The sequence below is a fragment of the Rufibacter sp. JT20002 genome (assembly GCF_056491185.1).
The window spans coordinates 428,851-448,164 of record NZ_JBSZJY010000001.1 but is presented as its reverse complement, the minus strand read 5'-3'; the positions used below and the strand labels follow the sequence as shown (position 1 = coordinate 448,164).

At 50.7% G+C, this 19,314-nt stretch carries 15 protein-coding genes; 5 read left to right on the top strand and 10 right to left on the bottom strand.

What is annotated here, in order from left to right:
* Position 1: 1 nt before the first annotated feature.
* The 4 genes from ACW9SV_RS01875 to ACW9SV_RS01860 form a co-directional block, all read right to left on the bottom strand.
* Complete coding sequence (locus tag ACW9SV_RS01875) at positions 2 to 367, bottom strand: BlaI/MecI/CopY family transcriptional regulator (protein WP_479555040.1); 366 nt, start codon at positions 365 to 367, stop codon at positions 2 to 4.
* 162 nt (positions 368 to 529) lie between these two features.
* Positions 530 to 1,264: an MBL fold metallo-hydrolase gene (locus ACW9SV_RS01870; RefSeq protein WP_479555039.1), complete on the bottom strand. Its 735-nt coding sequence runs from the start codon at positions 1,262 to 1,264 to the stop codon at positions 530 to 532.
* Between the two features lie 45 nt (positions 1,265 to 1,309).
* On the bottom strand, positions 1,310 to 3,061 hold the full coding sequence (locus ACW9SV_RS01865) for a M14 family metallopeptidase (RefSeq protein ID WP_479555038.1): 1,752 nt from the start codon (positions 3,059 to 3,061) through the stop codon (positions 1,310 to 1,312).
* Positions 3,062 to 3,227: 166 nt separating this feature from the next.
* Complete coding sequence (locus ACW9SV_RS01860; protein WP_479555037.1) at positions 3,228 to 3,668, bottom strand: DoxX family protein; 441 nt, start codon at positions 3,666 to 3,668, stop codon at positions 3,228 to 3,230.
* A 203-nt stretch (positions 3,669 to 3,871) separates the two neighbouring features.
* Between ACW9SV_RS01860 and ACW9SV_RS01855 the strand changes: the two genes are divergently transcribed.
* Positions 3,872 to 4,687 carry a pentapeptide repeat-containing protein gene (locus ACW9SV_RS01855; RefSeq protein WP_479555036.1) on the top strand — a complete coding sequence of 272 codons (816 nt, stop codon included), beginning with the start codon at positions 3,872 to 3,874 and terminating at the stop codon, positions 4,685 to 4,687.
* A gap of 122 nt (positions 4,688 to 4,809) precedes the next feature.
* Here the strand turns inward: ACW9SV_RS01855 and ACW9SV_RS01850 are convergent, their stop codons facing one another.
* The gene (locus tag ACW9SV_RS01850; protein ID WP_479555035.1) at positions 4,810 to 5,535 is read right to left on the bottom strand and encodes a hypothetical protein; all 726 of its coding nucleotides are present in this window, start codon (positions 5,533 to 5,535) and stop codon (positions 4,810 to 4,812) included.
* A 135-nt stretch (positions 5,536 to 5,670) separates the two neighbouring features.
* On the opposite strand from ACW9SV_RS01850, the gene surE reads away from it, so the two are divergent.
* Entirely contained in the window at positions 5,671 to 6,504 is an 834-nt protein-coding gene (surE, locus tag ACW9SV_RS01845; RefSeq protein ID WP_479555034.1) for a 5'/3'-nucleotidase SurE, read from the top strand.
* Between the two features lie 150 nt (positions 6,505 to 6,654).
* On the opposite strand, the gene ACW9SV_RS01840 is transcribed toward surE, so the two are convergent.
* From ACW9SV_RS01840 to ACW9SV_RS01830, 3 genes are all read right to left on the bottom strand, one after another.
* Entirely contained in the window at positions 6,655 to 6,948 is a 294-nt protein-coding gene (locus tag ACW9SV_RS01840) for a hypothetical protein (protein WP_479555033.1), read from the bottom strand.
* A gap of 426 nt (positions 6,949 to 7,374) precedes the next feature.
* Positions 7,375 to 9,042, bottom strand: coding sequence for a S8 family peptidase (locus ACW9SV_RS01835; protein ID WP_479555032.1), 1,668 nt, complete (start codon positions 9,040 to 9,042; stop codon positions 7,375 to 7,377).
* A gap of 250 nt (positions 9,043 to 9,292) precedes the next feature.
* Complete coding sequence (locus ACW9SV_RS01830; protein ID WP_479555031.1) at positions 9,293 to 9,790, bottom strand: hypothetical protein; 498 nt, start codon at positions 9,788 to 9,790, stop codon at positions 9,293 to 9,295.
* Between the two features lie 264 nt (positions 9,791 to 10,054).
* Between ACW9SV_RS01830 and ACW9SV_RS01825 the strand changes: the two genes are divergently transcribed.
* Positions 10,055 to 11,701, top strand: coding sequence for an ABC-F family ATP-binding cassette domain-containing protein (locus tag ACW9SV_RS01825; RefSeq protein ID WP_479555030.1), 1,647 nt, complete (start codon positions 10,055 to 10,057; stop codon positions 11,699 to 11,701).
* A gap of 102 nt (positions 11,702 to 11,803) precedes the next feature.
* Here ACW9SV_RS01825 and ACW9SV_RS01820 read toward each other — a convergent pair whose 3' ends face one another.
* Entirely contained in the window at positions 11,804 to 12,868 is a 1,065-nt protein-coding gene (locus ACW9SV_RS01820) for a DUF5700 domain-containing putative Zn-dependent protease (RefSeq protein WP_479555029.1), read from the bottom strand.
* A gap of 249 nt (positions 12,869 to 13,117) precedes the next feature.
* On the bottom strand, positions 13,118 to 16,411 hold the full coding sequence (locus tag ACW9SV_RS01815) for a VPS10 domain-containing protein (RefSeq protein WP_479555028.1): 3,294 nt from the start codon (positions 16,409 to 16,411) through the stop codon (positions 13,118 to 13,120).
* A 305-nt stretch (positions 16,412 to 16,716) separates the two neighbouring features.
* Here ACW9SV_RS01815 and ACW9SV_RS01810 point away from each other — a divergent pair, with 305 nt between their 5' ends.
* Both ACW9SV_RS01810 and ACW9SV_RS01805 read left to right on the top strand, forming a co-directional pair.
* Positions 16,717 to 17,712, top strand: a complete 996-nt coding sequence (locus ACW9SV_RS01810; protein ID WP_479555027.1) for a DUF1028 domain-containing protein — start codon at positions 16,717 to 16,719, stop codon at positions 17,710 to 17,712.
* 101 nt (positions 17,713 to 17,813) lie between these two features.
* Positions 17,814 to 19,199, top strand: coding sequence for a M28 family peptidase (locus ACW9SV_RS01805; protein WP_479555026.1), 1,386 nt, complete (start codon positions 17,814 to 17,816; stop codon positions 19,197 to 19,199).
* The last annotated feature ends 115 nt before the right edge of the window (positions 19,200 to 19,314 follow it).

Here is a 19,314-nt window from a genome sequence, read left to right as displayed (position 1 = left end):
ATCACTCTGATTTTTGGTTTTCAATCATGTCCATAATCTCCTTCAGCTCTTGGGGGCTAAGCTGCTTCTCTTTCACAAAGAACGCCACCAACTCTTTGTAGGAGTTCTGGAAGTAGTTGCCCACAAAGCCTTTCATGAATTTCTTCTTGTACTCTTCGGCCTTGATGCGCGGGAGGTAGCGGTAGGTGTTGCCCAGTTTATCAGCCTGCACAAAGCCTTTTTTCTCCAGGTTCTTCACGGTGGAAGCCAAGGTGGTGTAAGGTGGTCTTGGTTCCGGTAGCTTTTCCAGAAAATCTTTTATAAAGCCCCCGCCAGACTCCCAAATCACCTGCATGGCTTCTTCCTCTTGTTGGGTTAGTTTCTCCATAGGATACTTATGTTACGATGTCTTCGTAATTCTACGAAAATTTCGTAATATAGTGTATGTCAAATCGTAAATATTTTTTACCCAAAAGCAAAGAGCCTCTTCCTACTCAGGAAGAGGCTCTTTGCTTTTGGTAGTTTTGACCTATTTTAGAGAAAGTAGTTTCTAAACCTGTTGTTGTGAGATCAGTTTCTGCAGCTTTTGGTCGATGCCTTCTTGCACCACACCGCCGTGGTAACAGATGAGCTGCTCTAGCTGGAGTTCTGCTATTCTTTCTACAGAGCGTACCGCTTTAGCAAGGTCAAGCGTGAACTGAGGATTAGCTATTCCTACCTCATCCTTTTCAACCACCACCGCATCTCCTGTGACCAAAGTTTTGGAAGCCGGTAAGTAAATGGAAACATGGCCAGGCGTATGTCCAGGAGTATGGATGATGTGGGCGCCGCTGAACAGTTCAGGCTCCTCTTCCCCCTTAAAAGTGACATCTACCGCTACCGGTTCTACGGTCTTCAGAAATTCCTGGAAAGCGAGAGAGTTGGCTTGCTGTTCTTCTGGTAAGGTGGCGTGTAAGTCTTCGGCCTGTTGGAGGCGGGCAGATTTTTTGGTTCCGTCTATATAGGCTACTTCTGTTAATGACGAGTACACCAAAAGCCCCGGATACTTTTGTTTCAGCTCACGCAGAGCGCCCACATGGTCAATGTCATGGTGCGTGATGAGCACTCCGGTTAACTCATCCAGGGAGAAGCCTGCCTGTTTTGCTGCCGTCTCAAGCAAAGGCAGGGAACCTGGATAACCACAGTCTACCAGAATCAGATGGGAGCTGCCCTGCAGAATAACGGGGTAAAGTACTTCTTCTCTTCCTTGGTGGTGGTACTTGAGTTCCAAGATGTGTGCTTGCATGTTACCTCAAATTTTATTGAATTCAGATATTAGCTGAAACCATCATTATTGAACCGGCAACACCCCACCTTGCCACCGGGCCACTGGGTAGCGCATGTGGGTGTTCTCATAGTGCGGCGTGTTTCGGTACACAAAATTGAGTTGGGCTTGTGCGCTTTTGGCCAGGGCAGGATCTTTGGCTTTGGCTTCCTCCAGGGCCCCTTTCAGTTTAGGGTCTTGTTTCAGGTATTGGGCCGCTAAATCCTCAAAAACGTACGCCGAAAAATGCTCTTTCTGGCCCAACATAGAGTCAAAGAAGTTCCAGGCGAAGTACGAGTCGGGGGCTTGCGGCTCCAGGGTCTCTACCAGAAAGCGGTTGCTTACCTGGTTCAGGTACACCACGTAATCGCCGGCAAAGTATTGGATGGGCTGCTGGGTTTTGCGCACCTGCACCTCGGTGTGCAGGTAATGGCCTTCGTAGGGACGCTGGCCAGTTTTATAATCGGTGATGTAATAGGTTTCAGGGGTGAGCACCGTGTCTTTGCTTAGGCGTTTCAGTTCTACCTGGTTCTGTTGCAACCGCTCAATCACCTCTGTCCAAGCTTGGGGGATGATGTAGGCCACTGGTTTTGTCACAGTAAGCGTTGGGCGGAAGGTGTCGAAGAACTTCACCGGGCGGGTGAACGGGGCTTTGCGGTCATAATAAAGGCGCTCCAAGCCGCTTACCTCACTGGCTTTGTACTTGGCCTCGTATCCTTTGAAGTTGATGGTTTCAACCTGCGTGGTATCGGGTGCCCAGTTTAAGACAAACTGTTGCTGGGTGAGCAAAGTGGCGCGGTCTTTCTGGCGGGCAGCCTGGATGGCTTTCCCGTTTTTGGCGGTGTAGTCCAGGAACTCCAGCATGAGGTCATAGGTAGACTGCACCCGTTTGTCGAAGGCTTTAAGCATGTGCGTCTCTGGGATGAAGCCTAACGTCTGGAACAGGGTGGTGTACCCGCTGGCGTACCGCGGTAAATCGGCGAAGCCGAAGATGCCGGTCTCGGGCGTTTCGCCGCGGGAGTTCACGTAGGGCACCAAGGGCCACTTGCGTTTCTCCATGCCTTTATACAAAGCCGGCAGCATCTGCTGCTTCAATAAGGTGCCCAGTACGCCGCCCAGTTTGTTGTGCTGGGTGGGGATGAGCGTCATGGTGTACTGGTAATCGGCGCCGTTGCTGGTGTGGTTGTCCACGAAAACCTCAGGGTCCCAGGTCCGGAAAATGGTGGCGAAGGTCTTGGCGTTCTTGGAGTCTTCCTTGATGAAATCTCGGTTTAGGTCCAGGTTGCGTGAGTTGCCCCTAAAACCGTAGCTCTCCGGTCCGTTCTGATTGGTGCGGGTATGGCTGTTGCGGTTCAAAGACCCACCCACGTTGTAAATAGGGATGATCACCAGCACCGTGTTGTCCAGTTGCTTGCGCAGCTTCTTGTCCTGCACCAAATCACGGGCCAGCATCATGGTGGCGTCAATGCCTTCGGGCTCACCCGGATGGATGCCGTTCTGCACCAGCAGCACCGTTTTGCCTTTCCGGTGGATAGAAGCTGGGTCAAAATCGCCGTCGGTGGAAATAACCACGGTGTGCAGCGGTTTGCCTACATCGGTCATGCCGATGGGCGTCATCTTGATCTCGGAGTAGGTCTCATCCAGGCGTTGGTAGTAGTCAATGCACTCGTAGTAAGTGGCGGTTTGGTTGCGGTTGCTTTTCTCGTAAGGAGTCTTCCAATCAGGCGCCGGAGACGAAAGAAAAAGTGTGCCTAAGGTGGTGAGTAGGGGTAAGAACATGGAGACGAATGGCAGCTAAATGAGAAAGTAATGTTAGGCAATCTAGCGGAGAAAATAAAAAGAGGCCCATGGTTTGGGCCTCTTGAGAAGGAAAGTAGCAGCTCAGAAATCAGATTTAAGGCCGTTTTTACCAAATCAGGGTTAAAAGGCTTAATCAGTGGTACTTTTAGTATAACCGGTTTTTGGAAGCGTCACCCAGCATCTTGTCATCTAAACTATAGCGGCCGGGTCCGATGAAGAAGAGGCCCAGGAAAAGGATAGCTGATTCCAAGGCATGCGAGTACCCGTTGAAATCATCGCCCGAGGCAATGTGCCGGAGCGTAGCCACAATCATCGTGACCAGCAGGAGCAGGGTAACCGGGCGGAAAAGGAAACCCAGCATGAGGAACAGCCCGCCTACGGTCTCGGCAAATGCGGCCATAAACCCAAAGAAAGCAGCCCCGAAATTAATGCCCAGCACCGACATGGCACTGCCTACCTTTTCCCACATCTCCACGCCGCCCGTGATCTTGGGCCAGCCATGCAGAATAAACATAAACCCGATGCCGATGCGCAGCAGCAGAAGACCTTCTTGTTGAAAGCGGTAAAAGTTACGGGGACGAACCATGGGGATAGAAGTTAGGGGAAACCTGTTTTTGGATGGGTTTTACGAAACAAACTGAAAAACAGCGAAAGTACCCACGCCAGGTGCAACCATCCACTGATTAACGTGTCTGTAGAAATAGAACGGCAAGACTGTTTTCCCATACGGGAGAGAGGTTCCCCTTCTAGTTACTTAATGCTAATTCAACCAACTCTAACTTTACTGCTATGTCAAAAAGAGTATCGTATCTGCTGTTTTTCCTGCTGCTGCCCGCCTTAGCCTGGGCCCAGGCGTCTGTTCCCGCCTCTGAGATTGTGGCAAAGATAAACCGCGGCGAGGCGGTGTCTTACCAGAATGCCACCATTACCGGAGACCTTGATTTAACCCAGTTGCAGAATAAGAAGGTAAAAAAACAGGAGGGGGAAAGCGGAAAGCAGGATTCCAAAGTATATACCAGCACCGTGACGGCCCCGGTTTCGTTTACCAACTGCACCTTCAAAGGAAATGTGTTGGCTTACTTCAACCCCAACAGCGTTGATGGCGACGTTACCAACCTGGTTAAACAGAATGGTTCAGACGAGGTGTATAATACCAATTTTGAAAAAGACGTGCGTTTTGAGAAATGCGTGTTTGAGCAGCGGAGCGCCTTCAAGTACTCTGAGTTCAACGGCGATGCCTCTTTTAACGGAAGCACTTTCAAAGACGAGGCGCTGTTCAAATACAGTAAATTCAACGGCAAGATTGACTTTGAGAAAACCAGTTTTGACGAGGTCGCGAACTTCAAGTATGTGAAGTTTCCGGCCAAGGTAGACTTCAAAGGAGCTTCTTTCAACGGCGAGGCTTTGTTTAAATACGCTGTCTTCCCAGAAGGGGCCGATTTCCAGAACGCGGTGTTCAACCGTCTGGCCAACTTTAAGTATTCTAAACTTTCTGACCCCATTCAGTGGAAAGGCGCTTCTTTCAAAGGCGGCCAGGACCTGAAATATGCTTCCCTCAACAACAAGTCTTTCACCGCTGCTGCCCTAGAGCAAATGGCGAAGTAATCTATCAGATTGTTTAGGGCTTCGTTTCTTGAAAAGCCCCTTTATTTCCATCCAGATAAAAAAGAAGAGCCTGCGGTAACAGGCTCTTCTTTTTTATCGGTTTTATCTATTGGCTACGTTGCTTATTGATACAACATCACCCCAGAAATAAGGGTGGTATTGGGGACGTCTTTTACCTGCATGTTGGCCCATCGCTGCGAGGGAATGCCCCGCATGTCTAACACGAAACTCATCTTTACCTCATCTGAGATGGCTACGAAATTACCTTCGCCGGGACTGACGCGGGAGATCTTGAAGTTATTTTTCAGGTCGCGGAAGGTACTGCCAATGCCGATGCCGTTATGGGTTTTAAAGGCTGGGTTAAGCACCGTGATGCGGGAAACCTTGCAGGCGGTTCCGGCACACTCCTGTTCCACGCGTAAGTCTGGCCGGTGACGCTCGCCCAATACTTCAAAGGCCGGGGTGGGAGTGCCTTCTATGGTGTGTTCTATCTCGCGCAGTTTGTTGGTGCCATAGGCCTTCTTCAGCTCGTCTATAGACATTCCTATTCTAACTGACCCGGCCTGGCCTCTCTCCAGGGTTAAGTTAAAGAGCGGGTTGGCCGCGGAGGGTGGGGTAGAGGCCGTTGAGGTAGCGCCCGGCAACGGTTCTTCTGACATCGGCTCTGAGGCTGCAGGGGCGGTTGCAGCGCCATCCGGGGTTTGCGTAGGAGCCGCGGTGGCATCGGTGGAGATATCGCCGGCGGCTTCTTCCAGTTGCGTGTCATTGGCATCATTGGTGGTGGATGCGTCTTTTTTGCAGGAAGCCAGCGCCAGCAGCGTACAAAACAAAACAAGTGTCTTTTTCATGGCCATAGGTGGTTTAGAACGGCATAGGTACTGTTTCTTCCCGCATAACGCAAGCCTTTGCCCTAGGTTGCTCTGTTTCTAATTTGGCGATGGTGCGTATACAAGCTAATTTGGCCCCAAACTTAAGAACCTACTATGGAGAAGAAGCCCTTAATTTTAGTTTCTAATGATGACGGCATCACCGCGCCCGGCATTCACACGCTGGTGAAAGTAATGCAGCGGATAGGAGAGGTAGTGGTAGTGGCTCCAGACGGGCCTCAGTCGGGCATGGGGCACGCCATCACCATTGGTAATACCCTGCGTTTGGACCGATCGCTGGCCTTTGACGAGGTAGAGTCTTACGAATGCTCCGGCACCCCCGCCGACTGCGTGAAACTGGCCAAGCACCATGTGCTCAGAGACCGCAAGCCGGACCTGGTGGTGAGCGGCATCAACCACGGCTCTAACTCCAGCATCAGTGTGCTTTACTCGGGTACCATGTCGGCGGCCATTGAGGCGGCCATAGAGGGGCTCCCCGCCATTGGGTTCTCGCTCTGCGATTACGGCCATGACATTGACTTTTCGCACACCGAGGAATACGTGGAGCTGATTACCCGCCAGGCCCTGGAGCACGGCATCCCGGCAGGGGTAGCCCTTAACGTAAACTTCCCTAAGAAATCTGACCAGCCAATTGCGGGCGTAAGGGTTTGCCGTCAGGCCCGTGCCAAATGGGAAGAAGAGTTTGACGAGCGCCTGGATCCCCGCGGCCGCAGCTATTTCTGGTTGACGGGCAACTTTGTGAATTTTGACAAAGGCGAAGACACTGATGAAGCTGCCCTGGCGCAAAACTTCGTGTCGGTGGTGCCCTGCCAGTTTGATATGACCGCTAACCACGCCATCAGCCTGCTTAACAATGAGTGGAACCTGAACCCCGATGCGAAACCACCAGTTGGCTCTAAAACCGTAGAAAGCGGCCTGGCCGAAGGATAAGCTATTTCAAGCCCTATTTACACAAAGGAGCCCGAAAACAATCTGAGCTTTCGGGCTCCTTTGTGTAAAATGATTGGAAAGATTCTCTAAAAGCACAAAGCCTCCTTAAGGAAAGGAGGCTTTGTAAAGGAATATGCCTAGAACAGGTAATTAGCTTTGGGCAATTTTCTTTTTGTCAAAGCGCTCAATAGGGCCGTACTGGGCTTTCTTGATGGTGATGCCTGCCACCCGAAGCTGTACTTCCACCGGGGCCAGTTTTTTTGTAAAATCAGAAGAAACTACTTTGCCGTAGAATTCTTTCGCTTCTTTAGACTCTCCTTTTTCAAAAGAATGCGTTGATAATTTCTTAGTGATGGGCAGACCTGGAATTACCTGGTAGGTAGTCGTCACCACTTCGTAAGAAGGTAAAAAGGGTTTAATAGCTTTTTTGAGTAAACGTTTCATGCAATAGTTATATAGATTATCTGTTTCAAGGGAGGGTAAAGCAAATATAGCCTTTCTTTTTTATCTAAAACAAAAAGCTTTGCTGGTTAAAGAAATAACTAGAAAGTCAAGCTAGGGAATAGGGTTTAGCTAAGAAGTTGATAAAATGGTTTATAGAAAATGATTGGTTTCTGGCAGGGCTAAATGGGTGAGCCGTAGGACGCTGATTGCCGATTCTTTGAGGATGAGAGAAATGGACTATTTTAATGAGTGTTGCAGAAGCTTTTTAGAGATTCAGATGCCAGAAACCGCCTTAACTGCTTCAATAAATTGCTTCTTAGCAGGTTCGACCAATCATTTGTGAAACCGGCTTAAAAACAGAACTGCCCCTGGTGCAATACCGGGGGCAGTTCTGTTTTTAAGTACTAAGGGTTTTTCTGAAACATATTAACTCTTAGGGCCTTTCTGGTTAACGGTTTTCTCGGCTTGTACCAAGGCGTTGTAGGCATTCACAATACCACCGGTGCGGGACAGGTCGGAGAACTTTGCCTTTTTGCGGGTCTCATTTTCAACGTTAGGATACAGCGCCGTTTCCTTAGGATAAACAGTAGCCGATTTCAGGATGACATCTTTCAGTTCGGCCGCTGACAATTCTGGGTAAAAAGACCACACCAAAGCCGCCACGCCACTTACTACCGGGCTGGAGAAACTGGTGCCGTCCATCTTCGCATACTTGTTTTCCGGAGCCAGGGAGACAATGTCCACGCCTGGGGCGAAAAGGTCTACCGTCTCTTTGCCATAGTTAGAGAAGATGCCCACGAAGTCTTTGCCCAGCATTCTGGACGATGCCCCAACTTCAATCCAGGTTTTGATCTGACTTCCGTCATTTAAGACTCTGCTTGGGTAATGGGTCACCTTGTCATTGTCTGTGGCTTCGTTACCGGCCGCATGTACCAGCAGCACGTTTTTAGACTCAGCATACTTCACGGCCTCATCCACAAACGATTTCTGCGGAGAAAAGCTCTTCCCGAAGCTCATGTTGATGATGTTGGCACCATTGTCTACCGCGTAGCGGATCGCCAGCGCAATGTCTTTGTCCCGCTCATCTCCTTCAGGCACCGCCCGCAAAGCCATGATCTGCACATCCTCGGCAATGCCGTCAATGCCCAAGTTGTTTCCGCGTAAGCCCGCGATGAGGCCAGAAACCGGTGTGCCGTGCGTAGGTCTTGGGCCCACTACATCGTTGTTGCCGTACTTGGTGTCGGCAAGGGACTCAGGGTTATCGGCGATGACGGTTCTTGGGTTGAAATCCAGGTTTAGGTGCTTCTCCAGGAAAGTGTCGGTGTGCTCTTTGTACTTCAGGAAAGACTCCACGGTAAGCCCCTGGCTGTATTTACTCAGGAGCCAAGCCCGGGCATTCATCACGTTCTGGTCTGGCGAAGAGATGCGCTGAACATCTTGCAGGGTGTACTCTTTGGTTTTGAGGTGATCGGCTAGCACGGTCTGCACCTGAATAAGCACTTTCTCAAACGCCGCCAGATTTTGCTTGGTCTGCTGGTATTTGGCCAATTCTTTCTCGTAGGTGGCCTTGGTGAGCAGGTACGTCTTGTACTCCGGTTGCTGGGCCAGCGGTACTTCAGAAATGGAATTCACGTTCTGGTAGGTAGGAGCCAGTTTGCGCAGTAAACGCACGTATTCATACGTCTCATACCGGATGTTCTCGCCTTTGGCATTGCCCAAGAAGCCCCAACCGTGCACATCGTCCACGTACCCGTTCTGGTCATCGTCCTGACCATTACCGGCAACTTCTTTTTTGTTTGTCCAGATTTTGCCTTTCAGGTCTTCATGGTAAATGTCAATACCGCTGTCAATCACCGCCACCACTATGGTTTTCTTGGGCTTTTTATTGGCCAGCAGTTCTTTGTAAGCTTTATTTACCCCAGTACCCTGAATTTTATCTTGGGTAGGGTCCAGGTTGTGCCAGTTGACGTAAGTAGGATCAAACGCCGACATCGATGGCGCCGGATCATCCTGCGCCAAGGCCGGGAAAATGGAAAGGCCAGCTAAAAGGAAGCTGGCAGAGGTTCTTAGTATATTTTTATTCGGGATTTTCATAGGCATGCATTGGCAAAAACCATTCCATCACGATTGTATTGGCTGGTTTTTACCCCAAAGGAAGGTTCTTTTTGAAAAGGTACAACTTTTTGCCTTTTCTACTATCTAATTCTGGTAGTTTCCTCTGGACGGTTGCCGCTGTTTTGCCCATGTTTTTGGAAATGAGCCTAAAAAAGAGGCATGTCAGTTCTGACATGCCTTATGTAATAATCTTGAGAAGTTTTCTTTTAGTGATGCAAGGCTGGGGAGACTACTGCTTTTCATCACTCGGCAATTTCTGGTAATAGACGGTTGGGCCATCCGAAGCCGAAGCATCAATCATGAGGTACTCCCCCTCTCCGTTCCACAGTGCCATTCCTTGTGCTAAGCCTAGGGTGTAATTCCCTATGGTGTGGAACGCCACTTTGGGATCATCTAATTTAACCACAACGTGCCAATCTGTAGAATTCGGATAAGTTTTGATAGAAAAGGAACCCGTTGCTTTCACACCATTCCGGTACCTGGTGACAGAACTGTCTGGATTCAGGTGAAGAACTTCCTCATAAGGCAGAGGATAGGTGGCATCGGGTTGGCCGGCTATTTGGGAACGCCACTTCATTTTCACCAGCTTCCATTCACCAATGGTTTGTGAAGGAACCAGCGTACTGGACCTATGCGCATCCGGGTCTTGCTCCGGGGAGAACTCGTCGTTTGGGGTACAACCGAAGGCCAGGAGCAAGAAGAAGAGGGGGTAGAAGATGCTTTTCATACGCAGAGCATTAAGCTTTAATACATGACCCGGCAAAGACCCAATAAGTTGCAGGCGTTTCGCTTATACCTAAAAATAATATTTTAAATGGCTTTTCATCTGATTTCTGAAAAACAAGCCCGAAAGGGAGCCAATCTAGCCTTGCCGGTGTTGTGCAGTTTTCCGAGGAACTTGCCTTCAAGGACCCCAAGCTTCCAGAGTTGTTGAAATACAGGGCAATCGGGGAAATACTAGTATCTTTGTGTTCTAATTGTAAAACGCACCATGATTTCAGTTGATTCGGTGGCCGTTGAGTTCAACGGCGCGGCTCTGTTTAGCAACGTCACTTTTAACATCAATGAAACCGACCGTATCGCCCTCATGGGAAAGAACGGAGCCGGTAAATCTACCCTCCTCAAGATTATTGCGGGAGCAAACAAACCCACCAAAGGCAAGATCTCAGCGCCCAAAGACGCGGTGATCGCTTATTTGCCACAGCACTTGCTCACCAAAGATGAGAGCACCGTGTTTGAGGAGGCGTCAAAAGCCTTTGGGAACATCCTGGAAATGAAAACCAAGATGGAGGAGCTGAATACCCAACTGGAAACCCGCACCGACTACGAATCAGATGAGTACATGAAGCTCATTGAGGATGTTTCTGAACTGAGCGAGAAGTACTATTCTATTGAGGAAATCAACTTCGATGCCGAGGTAGAGAAAACCTTGCTAGGGCTTGGCTTCCTGCGCTCTGATTTCACCCGCAACACCAGCGAGTTCTCCGGCGGATGGCGCATGCGTATTGAGCTGGCCAAAATCCTGTTGCAGAAACCAGACCTCATTTTGCTGGATGAGCCTACCAACCACTTGGACATCGAATCGGTGCAGTGGCTGGAAGATTTCCTCATCAACAACGCCAAGGCCGTGATCGTGATTTCCCACGACAAAACCTTCGTGGACAACATCACCAACCGCACCATTGAGGTAACCATGGGCCGTATTTACGACTACAAAGTGCCGTACACGCAGTACCTACAGTTGCGTAAAGAGCGCCGCGAGCAGCAGCAGCGCCAGTACGATGACCAGCAGAAAGAGATTGCCGACATCACCGCGTTTATTGAGCGTTTTAAAGGAACCTACTCCAAAACGCTACAGGTGCAGTCGCGCGTGAAGATGCTGGAGAAGATGGAACTGATTGAGGTAGACGAAGTAGACACCTCGGCCCTGAGCCTCAAGTTCCCGCCGGCCCCACGTTCCGGTAACTACCCGGTGATTGTGGAAGAGCTTACCAAAAAGTACGGCGACCACACCGTGTTCAAAGATGCGTCTTTGACCATTGAGCGCGGCGAAAAAGTAGCCTTTGTGGGCAAGAACGGTGAAGGTAAGTCTACCCTCATCAAAGCCATCATGGGCGAGATTGACTACGAAGGCAAACTGCAACTGGGCCACAACTGTATGGTGGGTTATTTTGCGCAAAACCAAGCTTCTTTGCTGGACGAAGACCTGACCATCTTCCAGACCATTGACCAGATTGCCGTAGGCGAGGTGCGGACCAAAATTAAAGACATTCTGGGCGCCTTCATGTTCAGTGGTGATGCCGTGGAGAAGAAAGTGAAAATGCTTTCTGGCGGGGAGAAAACCCGTCTGGCTATGATCAAGTTGTTGTTGCAGCCGGTGAACCTGTTGATCCTGGATGAGCCTACGAACCACTTGGACATTAAAACCAAGGACATCCTGAAAGATGCGCTCAAAGCCTTCGACGGAACCCTGATTCTGGTTTCCCACGACCGTGATTTCCTGGATGGCTTAGCCGAAAAAGTATTTGAGTTTGGCAACAAGCGGATCAGAGAGCACTTTGAAGACATCAACGGCTTCCTGCGCAACAAGAAAATGGAGAACTTGCGTGAGATTGAGCGCAAGGTGGTGGCTAGTTAAACACTGCTTTATTGGATATGAAAACACCCCATATGCCAGAGGCAGATGGGGTGTTTTTGTTTTACCGCTATTTGCTGGTTATTCGTATCCAAATGGACAATACTATTTCCCGCCTTTAGCCTCAGATTCAACCTTCTTAAGGTAAGCCATTACTTGCTCAGAGAAGATATGGGGTTTGGCTTTATCCTTTTTAGCAGCCATGTTGTAAAGGTAAATGAACTGGAAAGGATCATCTACATGCTTCACCAGTTTGCTTCTGAGCCCGTTTCTTTCAATGATTTCTGCCATGTAGAACCCTGGAATATGGCCACTTGACCCTACTAATTTCTTTACATCCTTAGTTGCATACTCTTTCTTGCCCAAGGCCATTTCAGTAAGGGCTGCATCAATCATAGGCAGTGACTTTTGCCCTGTAGTGAGAAAGTATTCCCCATACTGCATCTCTTGAGGAAAATCAGGGGCTAGCGAAATCTTCTTATCTATTAAGTCCGGGCTACCTTCATTCAAAAGCAGGTTCAATAAAAGAAGCAGGCCTTTGTCCTTATCTTTCACATTGTAATGTTTAGGAGACCTTAGCACATGATGTAATTCGTGACCGCCCAAAGCGCCATATTGGGCTTTATCATAATTATAAGATGTCCAAAGCGTAAAAACAATGTTTCCATCCTGGACAAGGGCATCATTGTGAATGCCAATGAAGAACATTTTTGTATCTGGGCTTTTCTTTTGTAGCCGCTTCGGGAGCATGGAGTAGCTGCTTTCATACATCTTGTCAATGTACGCCTCTTTGCCAGTATCTAATTTGGACAAATACGCTCTAAGTTCAGGCTCCTTTGCTTTGTATTGGTGAATGACATACGTGTCAAAATTCTTCTGCCAATCAGTAAGCCTTTTCTGAAGAGTGCTGTCATGTTGAGGCATGTACACGATCTCCATATTCTTTCTGTAATTCTCCAAGTATTTAGCACTGAATGCTTGATTCTGGATATAGAGTTTATTTCCCTCTAGCTGCAGGAAAGCTTGCCACGTGTCCGGGTTTAACGGTTTACCTGCTTTGAGGCTATCTACTAGCTCAAAATACTTGACGGCGGCTGTAACATTAATTATCTGAGCTTTCAGGTATTGGTTAAGAGAAAGCAATAGGAAAAGGGTTAATAACTTTTTCATGAAGGGGGTGGTTTTCTTAAATAGCTATAAAATGATTTTGGATGAAATGAGATATAAAAACTACGCGGAGAATAAAATGATTTAATACCATGGCATATGAGCATGACGGCAAGTGACATCTTAATTAAAGGAAAAATTGTAAGCTTAAAAAAGAAAGATTTACTTTTTACTATGTTCTGTCGCAATTAAAAAGCCCCGAAACACCTATGTGCATCGGGGCTTTTTAGGGCTGATTTACTAAAAATAGGCTTAAAGCACCGTCTTGTTCTTGTCTTCCTTGAACACGCTCAGTGCAGCGGACTGCACTTTCTGGCGGAAACCGGCCCAGGAAGTAGAGAAAAAGGAGTTGATTTTGCCTACGGCTTCACTCGTGAGGGTTTCTGCTTGTTCTACCAATTGGGTCTCGGTTTGGGTTACCGGTTCAGAACGGCCTGACACGTAGGAACGGGCTTCCTGTAATTTAGAAAGTGCGGTAAGCTGGCTCGGACGGCCGTAGCCTTGGCGGGAGAGACCCTGTCCCTGAATCATTTCGCGGTAGGTTTTGATGGAGTCCTGCATGGCTTTGGTGCTGCGCTGCAACTCGGCTTTCTCTTTGCCGCTGGCCAGTTTCAGTTGGGCATTGATGGCCTCGGTGGCATCAGACGCTTCCTGCAGACGGTCCAATACTTGCATCAGTTGTTGCGTGTTTTGGTTTAAACGCTCTTGAAGCGCCCGGCGGGCAATCACGTTCTCTTTCTGGAAAGGGAAACGCGGGTCTGGCTTCACGGTTACAAACGTAGAATCTTTGCTGCCGCGGTACTGCACCACCACTTTGTAGGTGCCCGGTAACACTGGGCCACCGGCTGGTTCGCCACCAGTACGTTGACCTTGGTTGGCCCCGCCCATAGGTTGGCGAACACCGCGCTCCGTCAGGTTCCAGGTCATGCGTTGGAAACCGAGGGTAGAATCAGGTAATTGGCGCAATGTTCTAATGAGCTTGTTTTGGGAGTCAAACACCCGCAGTTGTAAAGAATCTGCCTTCACGCGGGCTACTGCCGGAACCGCAGCCGTGTCGCGGGCTGGTAAAGAAGTGGCCATACGGTCGCCAGTTTCCTTGTTCAACTCGGTGGCAGGCTTTTTCTTTTTAGGAGCGGGCTTTCTGCCAGAGGTCGGAACTGGAGTATTGGCTCTGGGCTTCAGGTAATAGGTGATGGTAGCGCCGGTAGGTTTGTTGGCGGCCTGGTACAAGTTATCGGCTTCAGAGCCGTAGCCGGGAGCAGAGGCATAGGAGGCCAAATACGCTTCAGACGGTTCAAACACGGCCAGTGGTTTCTGCAAGGCTTTGCCCCCGTCAGCAGCCAGTTGGCGCAATGGGCGGATGTTGTCCAGTACGTACACGGCGCGGCCGAAGGTGCCAATGACTAAGTCTGCCTCCCGTTCCTGAATAGCTAGATCCAGCACCGGAACTGAAGGCAGGCCTTGCGTCCACTGGGTCCAGTCTTTTCCATCGTTGATGCTCACCCACAGGCCGTGCTCGGTACCGGTAAACATGAGGTTAGGCTGAACAGGGTCTTGCAAAAAGGAGTGGGAGTACCCGCGTACTTTCTTACTGTCTACCAGTCTGGTCCAGGTCTTCCCGAAATCAGTAGTGCGGTACACGTAAGCGCTGAAATCCTTCCCGAAGCGGTAATGGTTGGCCACTACAAACGCCTCACCGGCGCTGTGGCGGGAAGCGGTAATCTGCGGAATCCAAGCTTCGGCCGGTAAGCCGGGCAACCGGTCACGTAGGTTGGTCCAGGTTTTGCCGCCATCGCGGGTGAGTTGCACGTGTCCATCATCGGTGCCTACCCAAATCACGCCTTGTTGCAAGGTGCTGGGTGCAATGCTGAGGATGGTGTTGTGGTTCTCGGCGGAGGTGATGTCTAAGCTCAGACCGCCGCTTTCCATTTGTTTCTGCTGGGCCGGGTTGTTGCGGGTCAAGTCAGGCGAAATGGTTTTCCAAGTCAGGCCTTTATCGGCGGACTGGTGCAGGAATTGGCTTGCGTAGAAAATACCGCCTTTGTTGAACGGGTCTAGCGCAATGGCTGCGTTCCAGTTGAAGCGCAGTTTGGTTTTAAGGTCCGGCGGGGTGGGTTTCGCGATGTAGGAGCTTCCGGTTTCTTTGTCGTAGCGGGCCAGGTTGCCGCCCTGTGACATGGCGTAGCCAAAACGGGCATCTTCGGGGTCTGGCACCACGTCAAAGCCATCACCTCCTTGTACGGTTTGCCAGTAGTAATTACGGAGGCCGCCGCGGGTGAAGGTATACGCCGGACCAGTCCAGGAGCCATTGTCCTGCAAGCCGCCGTACACATTATAAGGCACCTCGTTGTCTACGTTGATGTGGTAAAACTGCCCAAAAGGAAGCGCCTCCGGAAAGCTCCAGGTCTTGCCTCTATCCCGACTGATGGCCAAACCACCGTCGTTTCCGTCCAGAATTAAGTTTGGGTTTTCGGGGTGAATCCAGAAGGCCTGGTGGTCGGCGTGCACGGCATCCATGGAAGCGGTCACGTTGAAGGTTTTGCCACCATCTTCGCTCACTGATACCGGTTGGTACAGCATGTAAATACGGTTCTCGTTCTTGGGGTCTACATAGATTTCGTTGAAGTAGAAGGCGCGGTTGGTCACAATGGACGGGTCTTCGGTGACCTTGGTCCATTTCTCTCCGCCATCGTCTGAGCGGTACAAGCCGTTTTTAGTCGCTTCTACCAAGGCATAGATGCGATTGGGCATACTGCGGCTCTGCGCCAAACCCAATCGCCCGAAATCTCCAGTCGGCAGACCGTCGGCGGCACCTTTCTTGCGCCAGGTCTTGCCACCATCGTACGTAATATATAGTCCGGAACCCGGTCCGCCCGAGGTGAAATCCCAGCCGGTGCGGCGGTGTTCCCACATGGCTACCACCAGCTTGTTCGGGTTGCTCACGTCCATGAACATCTCGGCAACGCCCGATTTCTCATTGGTGAACAAGACGCGCTCCCAACTCTGCCCGCCGTTGGTGGTTTTATACAAGCCGCGCTCAGGGTGCTCGCCAAACGGCAAGCCTATCACGCCCGCGTACACTACGTCTGGGTTGGTGGGGTCAATGGCAATGCGGTGGATGTTAAAGGTTTTGTCCAGCCCCATGTGTTTCCAGGTGCGACCACCGTCAATGCTTTTGTAGATGCCGTTGCCCATGTTCACCGAGTTGCGCGGATTTCCCTCGCCCGTGCCTACCCACACCACGCTAGGGTTGCTCTGCTGCACGGCAATGGCGCCGATGTTGATGTTGGGCTGCTCGTCAAAGACAGGGGTGAAGGTAGTGCCGCCGTTCTCGCTTTTCCAGACCCCGCCCGAGGCCGCGCCCACATACATAATGTCTGGGTTGCTCACCACGGCGTCAATGGCCGTCACCCGACCACTCATTACGCCGGGACCGATGCTGCGGGCTTTCATTTGGTTGAACTGCGCCATAGGCAGCGTTTGCGCCTGCGCTTGCCCCAAGGCCAGCAAAGACAGACAGAAGAGCTTGGGTAAATGTTTAATCATACTGGGTTAGTAAAGTGGGGTAGGTTAGTTTGTGTTCCTAAATGTAAGCAACAAACAGCAGGTTACGAAGCCGAGGAAAGTAGAGCCTGTTTAAGCCCGTTTTCTGCAAAACGGGCCTAAAAGAGTTGGTCCTGAGAAAGGACAAAGCTGCAAACAAGAGCCAGTAATTGCTCCAATGAGTACCCTTTTGATTCAATGTCCTTATGTTTCTAGTTTGAAGAAGCAATTGTCTGAAGCAGTTGAAATAAGTAAGCCTAACGGCAATTTTCTGTAACTTACAGGTCAATTCAACTAGAGATTCCTTCATGAAAAAGCTTCTTATACTTCTCGGACTTGGAGCCCTGGCCATCAGCCGTCCGGCCACCGCGCAGGTCTACAAACCACAGGAACCATTGGCTCATACCTATTCCATTGTAGCCCGGGACCCTAAAACCGGCGAGATGGCCGTGGCCGTGCAAAGTCACTGGTTCTCGGTGGGTACCTCGGTGAGTTGGGGCGAGGCGGGCGTAGGCGTGGTGGCCACCCAGTCATTCACAAATAAATCCTTCGGCTTGCGCGGATTAGCTTTGATGAAGCAAGGGAAAACCGCTGAGGAGACTCTGAAGATTTTGCTTTCTAACGACCCCGGACGCGAGGTGCGGCAGGTGGCCATTCTGGATGCCAAAGGCGGCGTAGCCACGCATACGGGTAAAAAATGCATCACCTACGCCGGGCACATCACGGGCAAAGACTTCTCAGTGCAGGCCAACATGATGTTGAATGAGCGGGTGTGGCCTGCCATGGCGAAGGCGTTTGAGCAAAACTCCCACCTGCCTTTGGCCGAGCGGATGCTGGCCGTGCTGGATGCCGCCGAAGCCCAGGGTGGAGACATCCGGGGGAAACAATCGGCGGCCCTGCTAGTGGTACCGGGCAAAAGCAAGAAAGAACCTTGGAACGAGCGGTTGGTAGACCTTCGGGTAGATGACCATGAGGTACCGTTGCAGGAACTCCGCCGGTTATTGACGGTGCAACGCGCTTACGAGCACATGAACAACGGCGACCTGGCCGTAGAGAAAAACGACATGGCACTGGCCATGAAAGAATACAGCGCCGCTGAAAGACTGCAGCCCAACAATCTGGAAATGCAGTATTGGCACGGCATTACGCTGGCGAACACCGGCAAAGTAGACGAAGCCCTCCAGATTCTGGAACCCGTCTTCAAAGCCGATAACAACTGGCGAATCCTGACCGAGCGCCTGCCGCCGGTAGGATTGCTGACCGTTTCTGAGGCAGATTTGAAAAAGATACTCGGAACGAAATAGGCAATAGCCAACATCACCTCTAAAATCTAAGGTCCATATTTCAGATTTTAACTCCTGCGCCGTAACATCGCAGCTTAGAGAATACACACCAAACAAACAACATGCTTCGCTCCCTTAAAAAGTTAACTTTGGCGGCTGCCCTCAGTCTACCTTTGATGGCTAGTGCCCAGAACCAAGATTCCCTGCACATCCGCAAGATTTATGACCTGGCCCTTACGCAAGGCCAGAGCTATGAGCAACTACGCTACCTCACCAGCCACATCGGGGCACGTTTAAGCGGGTCTCCGCAGGCAGCAGCGGCGGTGGAATGGGCGCGTCAGGAAATGAGCAAAATGGGCCTGGACCGCGTTTACCTCCAAGAAGTGATGGTGCCGCATTGGGTACGTGGCGAGAAAGAGTACGCGGCCATTGTGAATTCTAAAATCACACCTACCCGCGAGGTAAACGTGTTGGCTCTAGGCGGTTCTGTGGCTACCCCGGCTAACGGGCTCACCGCCGAGGTACTTGAAGTAAACGGCCTGGACGAACTGAAGAAACTAGGCAAAAAGAAAGTACAGGGCAAGATTGTCTTCTTCAACCGGGGCTTCGACCAGACCCACATCATTACCGGACACGCCTACCGCGGTGCCGTTGACCAACGCTCCAGCGGACCATCAGAAGCCGGGCGTTTAGGTGCCGTAGGAGTGGTGGTGCGGTCCATGGCTTCCAACAACGATGACTTTCCGCACACCGGTGGCCTGCGTTACGCCGAGGATGCTCCCAAGATTCCGGCCGTAGCCATCAGCACTAAGGGCGCCGATTTATTGAGCAAATTGCTGAAAGAAGACCAAAAGCTGCAATTCCACCTCCGCCTGAACCCGCAGTGGCTCCCCGATGTGCTCAGCTACAACGTGATTGGCGAAATAAAGGGCTCTGAGAAACCAGACGAAATCATTGTAGTTGGCGGTCACCTGGACAGTTGGGACATTGGCGAAGGCGCCCACGATGACGGCACCGGCTGCGTGCAGTCCATGGAAGTGTTGCGCCTGATGAAAGCGATGGGCTACAAGCCCAAGCGCACCATCCGTGCGGTGATGTACATGAACGAGGAGAATGGCCTGCGCGGCGGCACCAAGTACGCTGAGGTGGCCAAGAAGCAAGGTGAAAAGCACATTGCCGCCATCGAGTCAGATGCCGGTGGGTTCACGCCCCGCGGGTTCGGGATTGCCACCACTACCGAGGCGGCCTACCAGAAAGCCTTCGCCTGGCGAGAACTGCTGGCCCCGTACGGCCTCCACGACATTGACCGCAACGGAGGCGGCGCTGATATTGGTCCGTTGAAAGATGACCGGGTGGCCCTCATCGGCTTCCGGCCAGACTCCCAGCGCTACTTTGACATCCACCACACCGCCAATGACACCTTTGACAAAGTAAACCGCCGCGAACTGGAACTGGGCGGTGCTTCTATGGCGGCTCTGGTGTACTTGCTGGATAAGTACGGGTTGTAGGATAACCCTTTAGATACCTAGAAAGTAGGTGATGCTAAATAATCAGAAATGGCTTGCGTATATTTTATATAAGGAAAAAGTTACTAACGGACCTAATTGAAAATCTGATAAAATA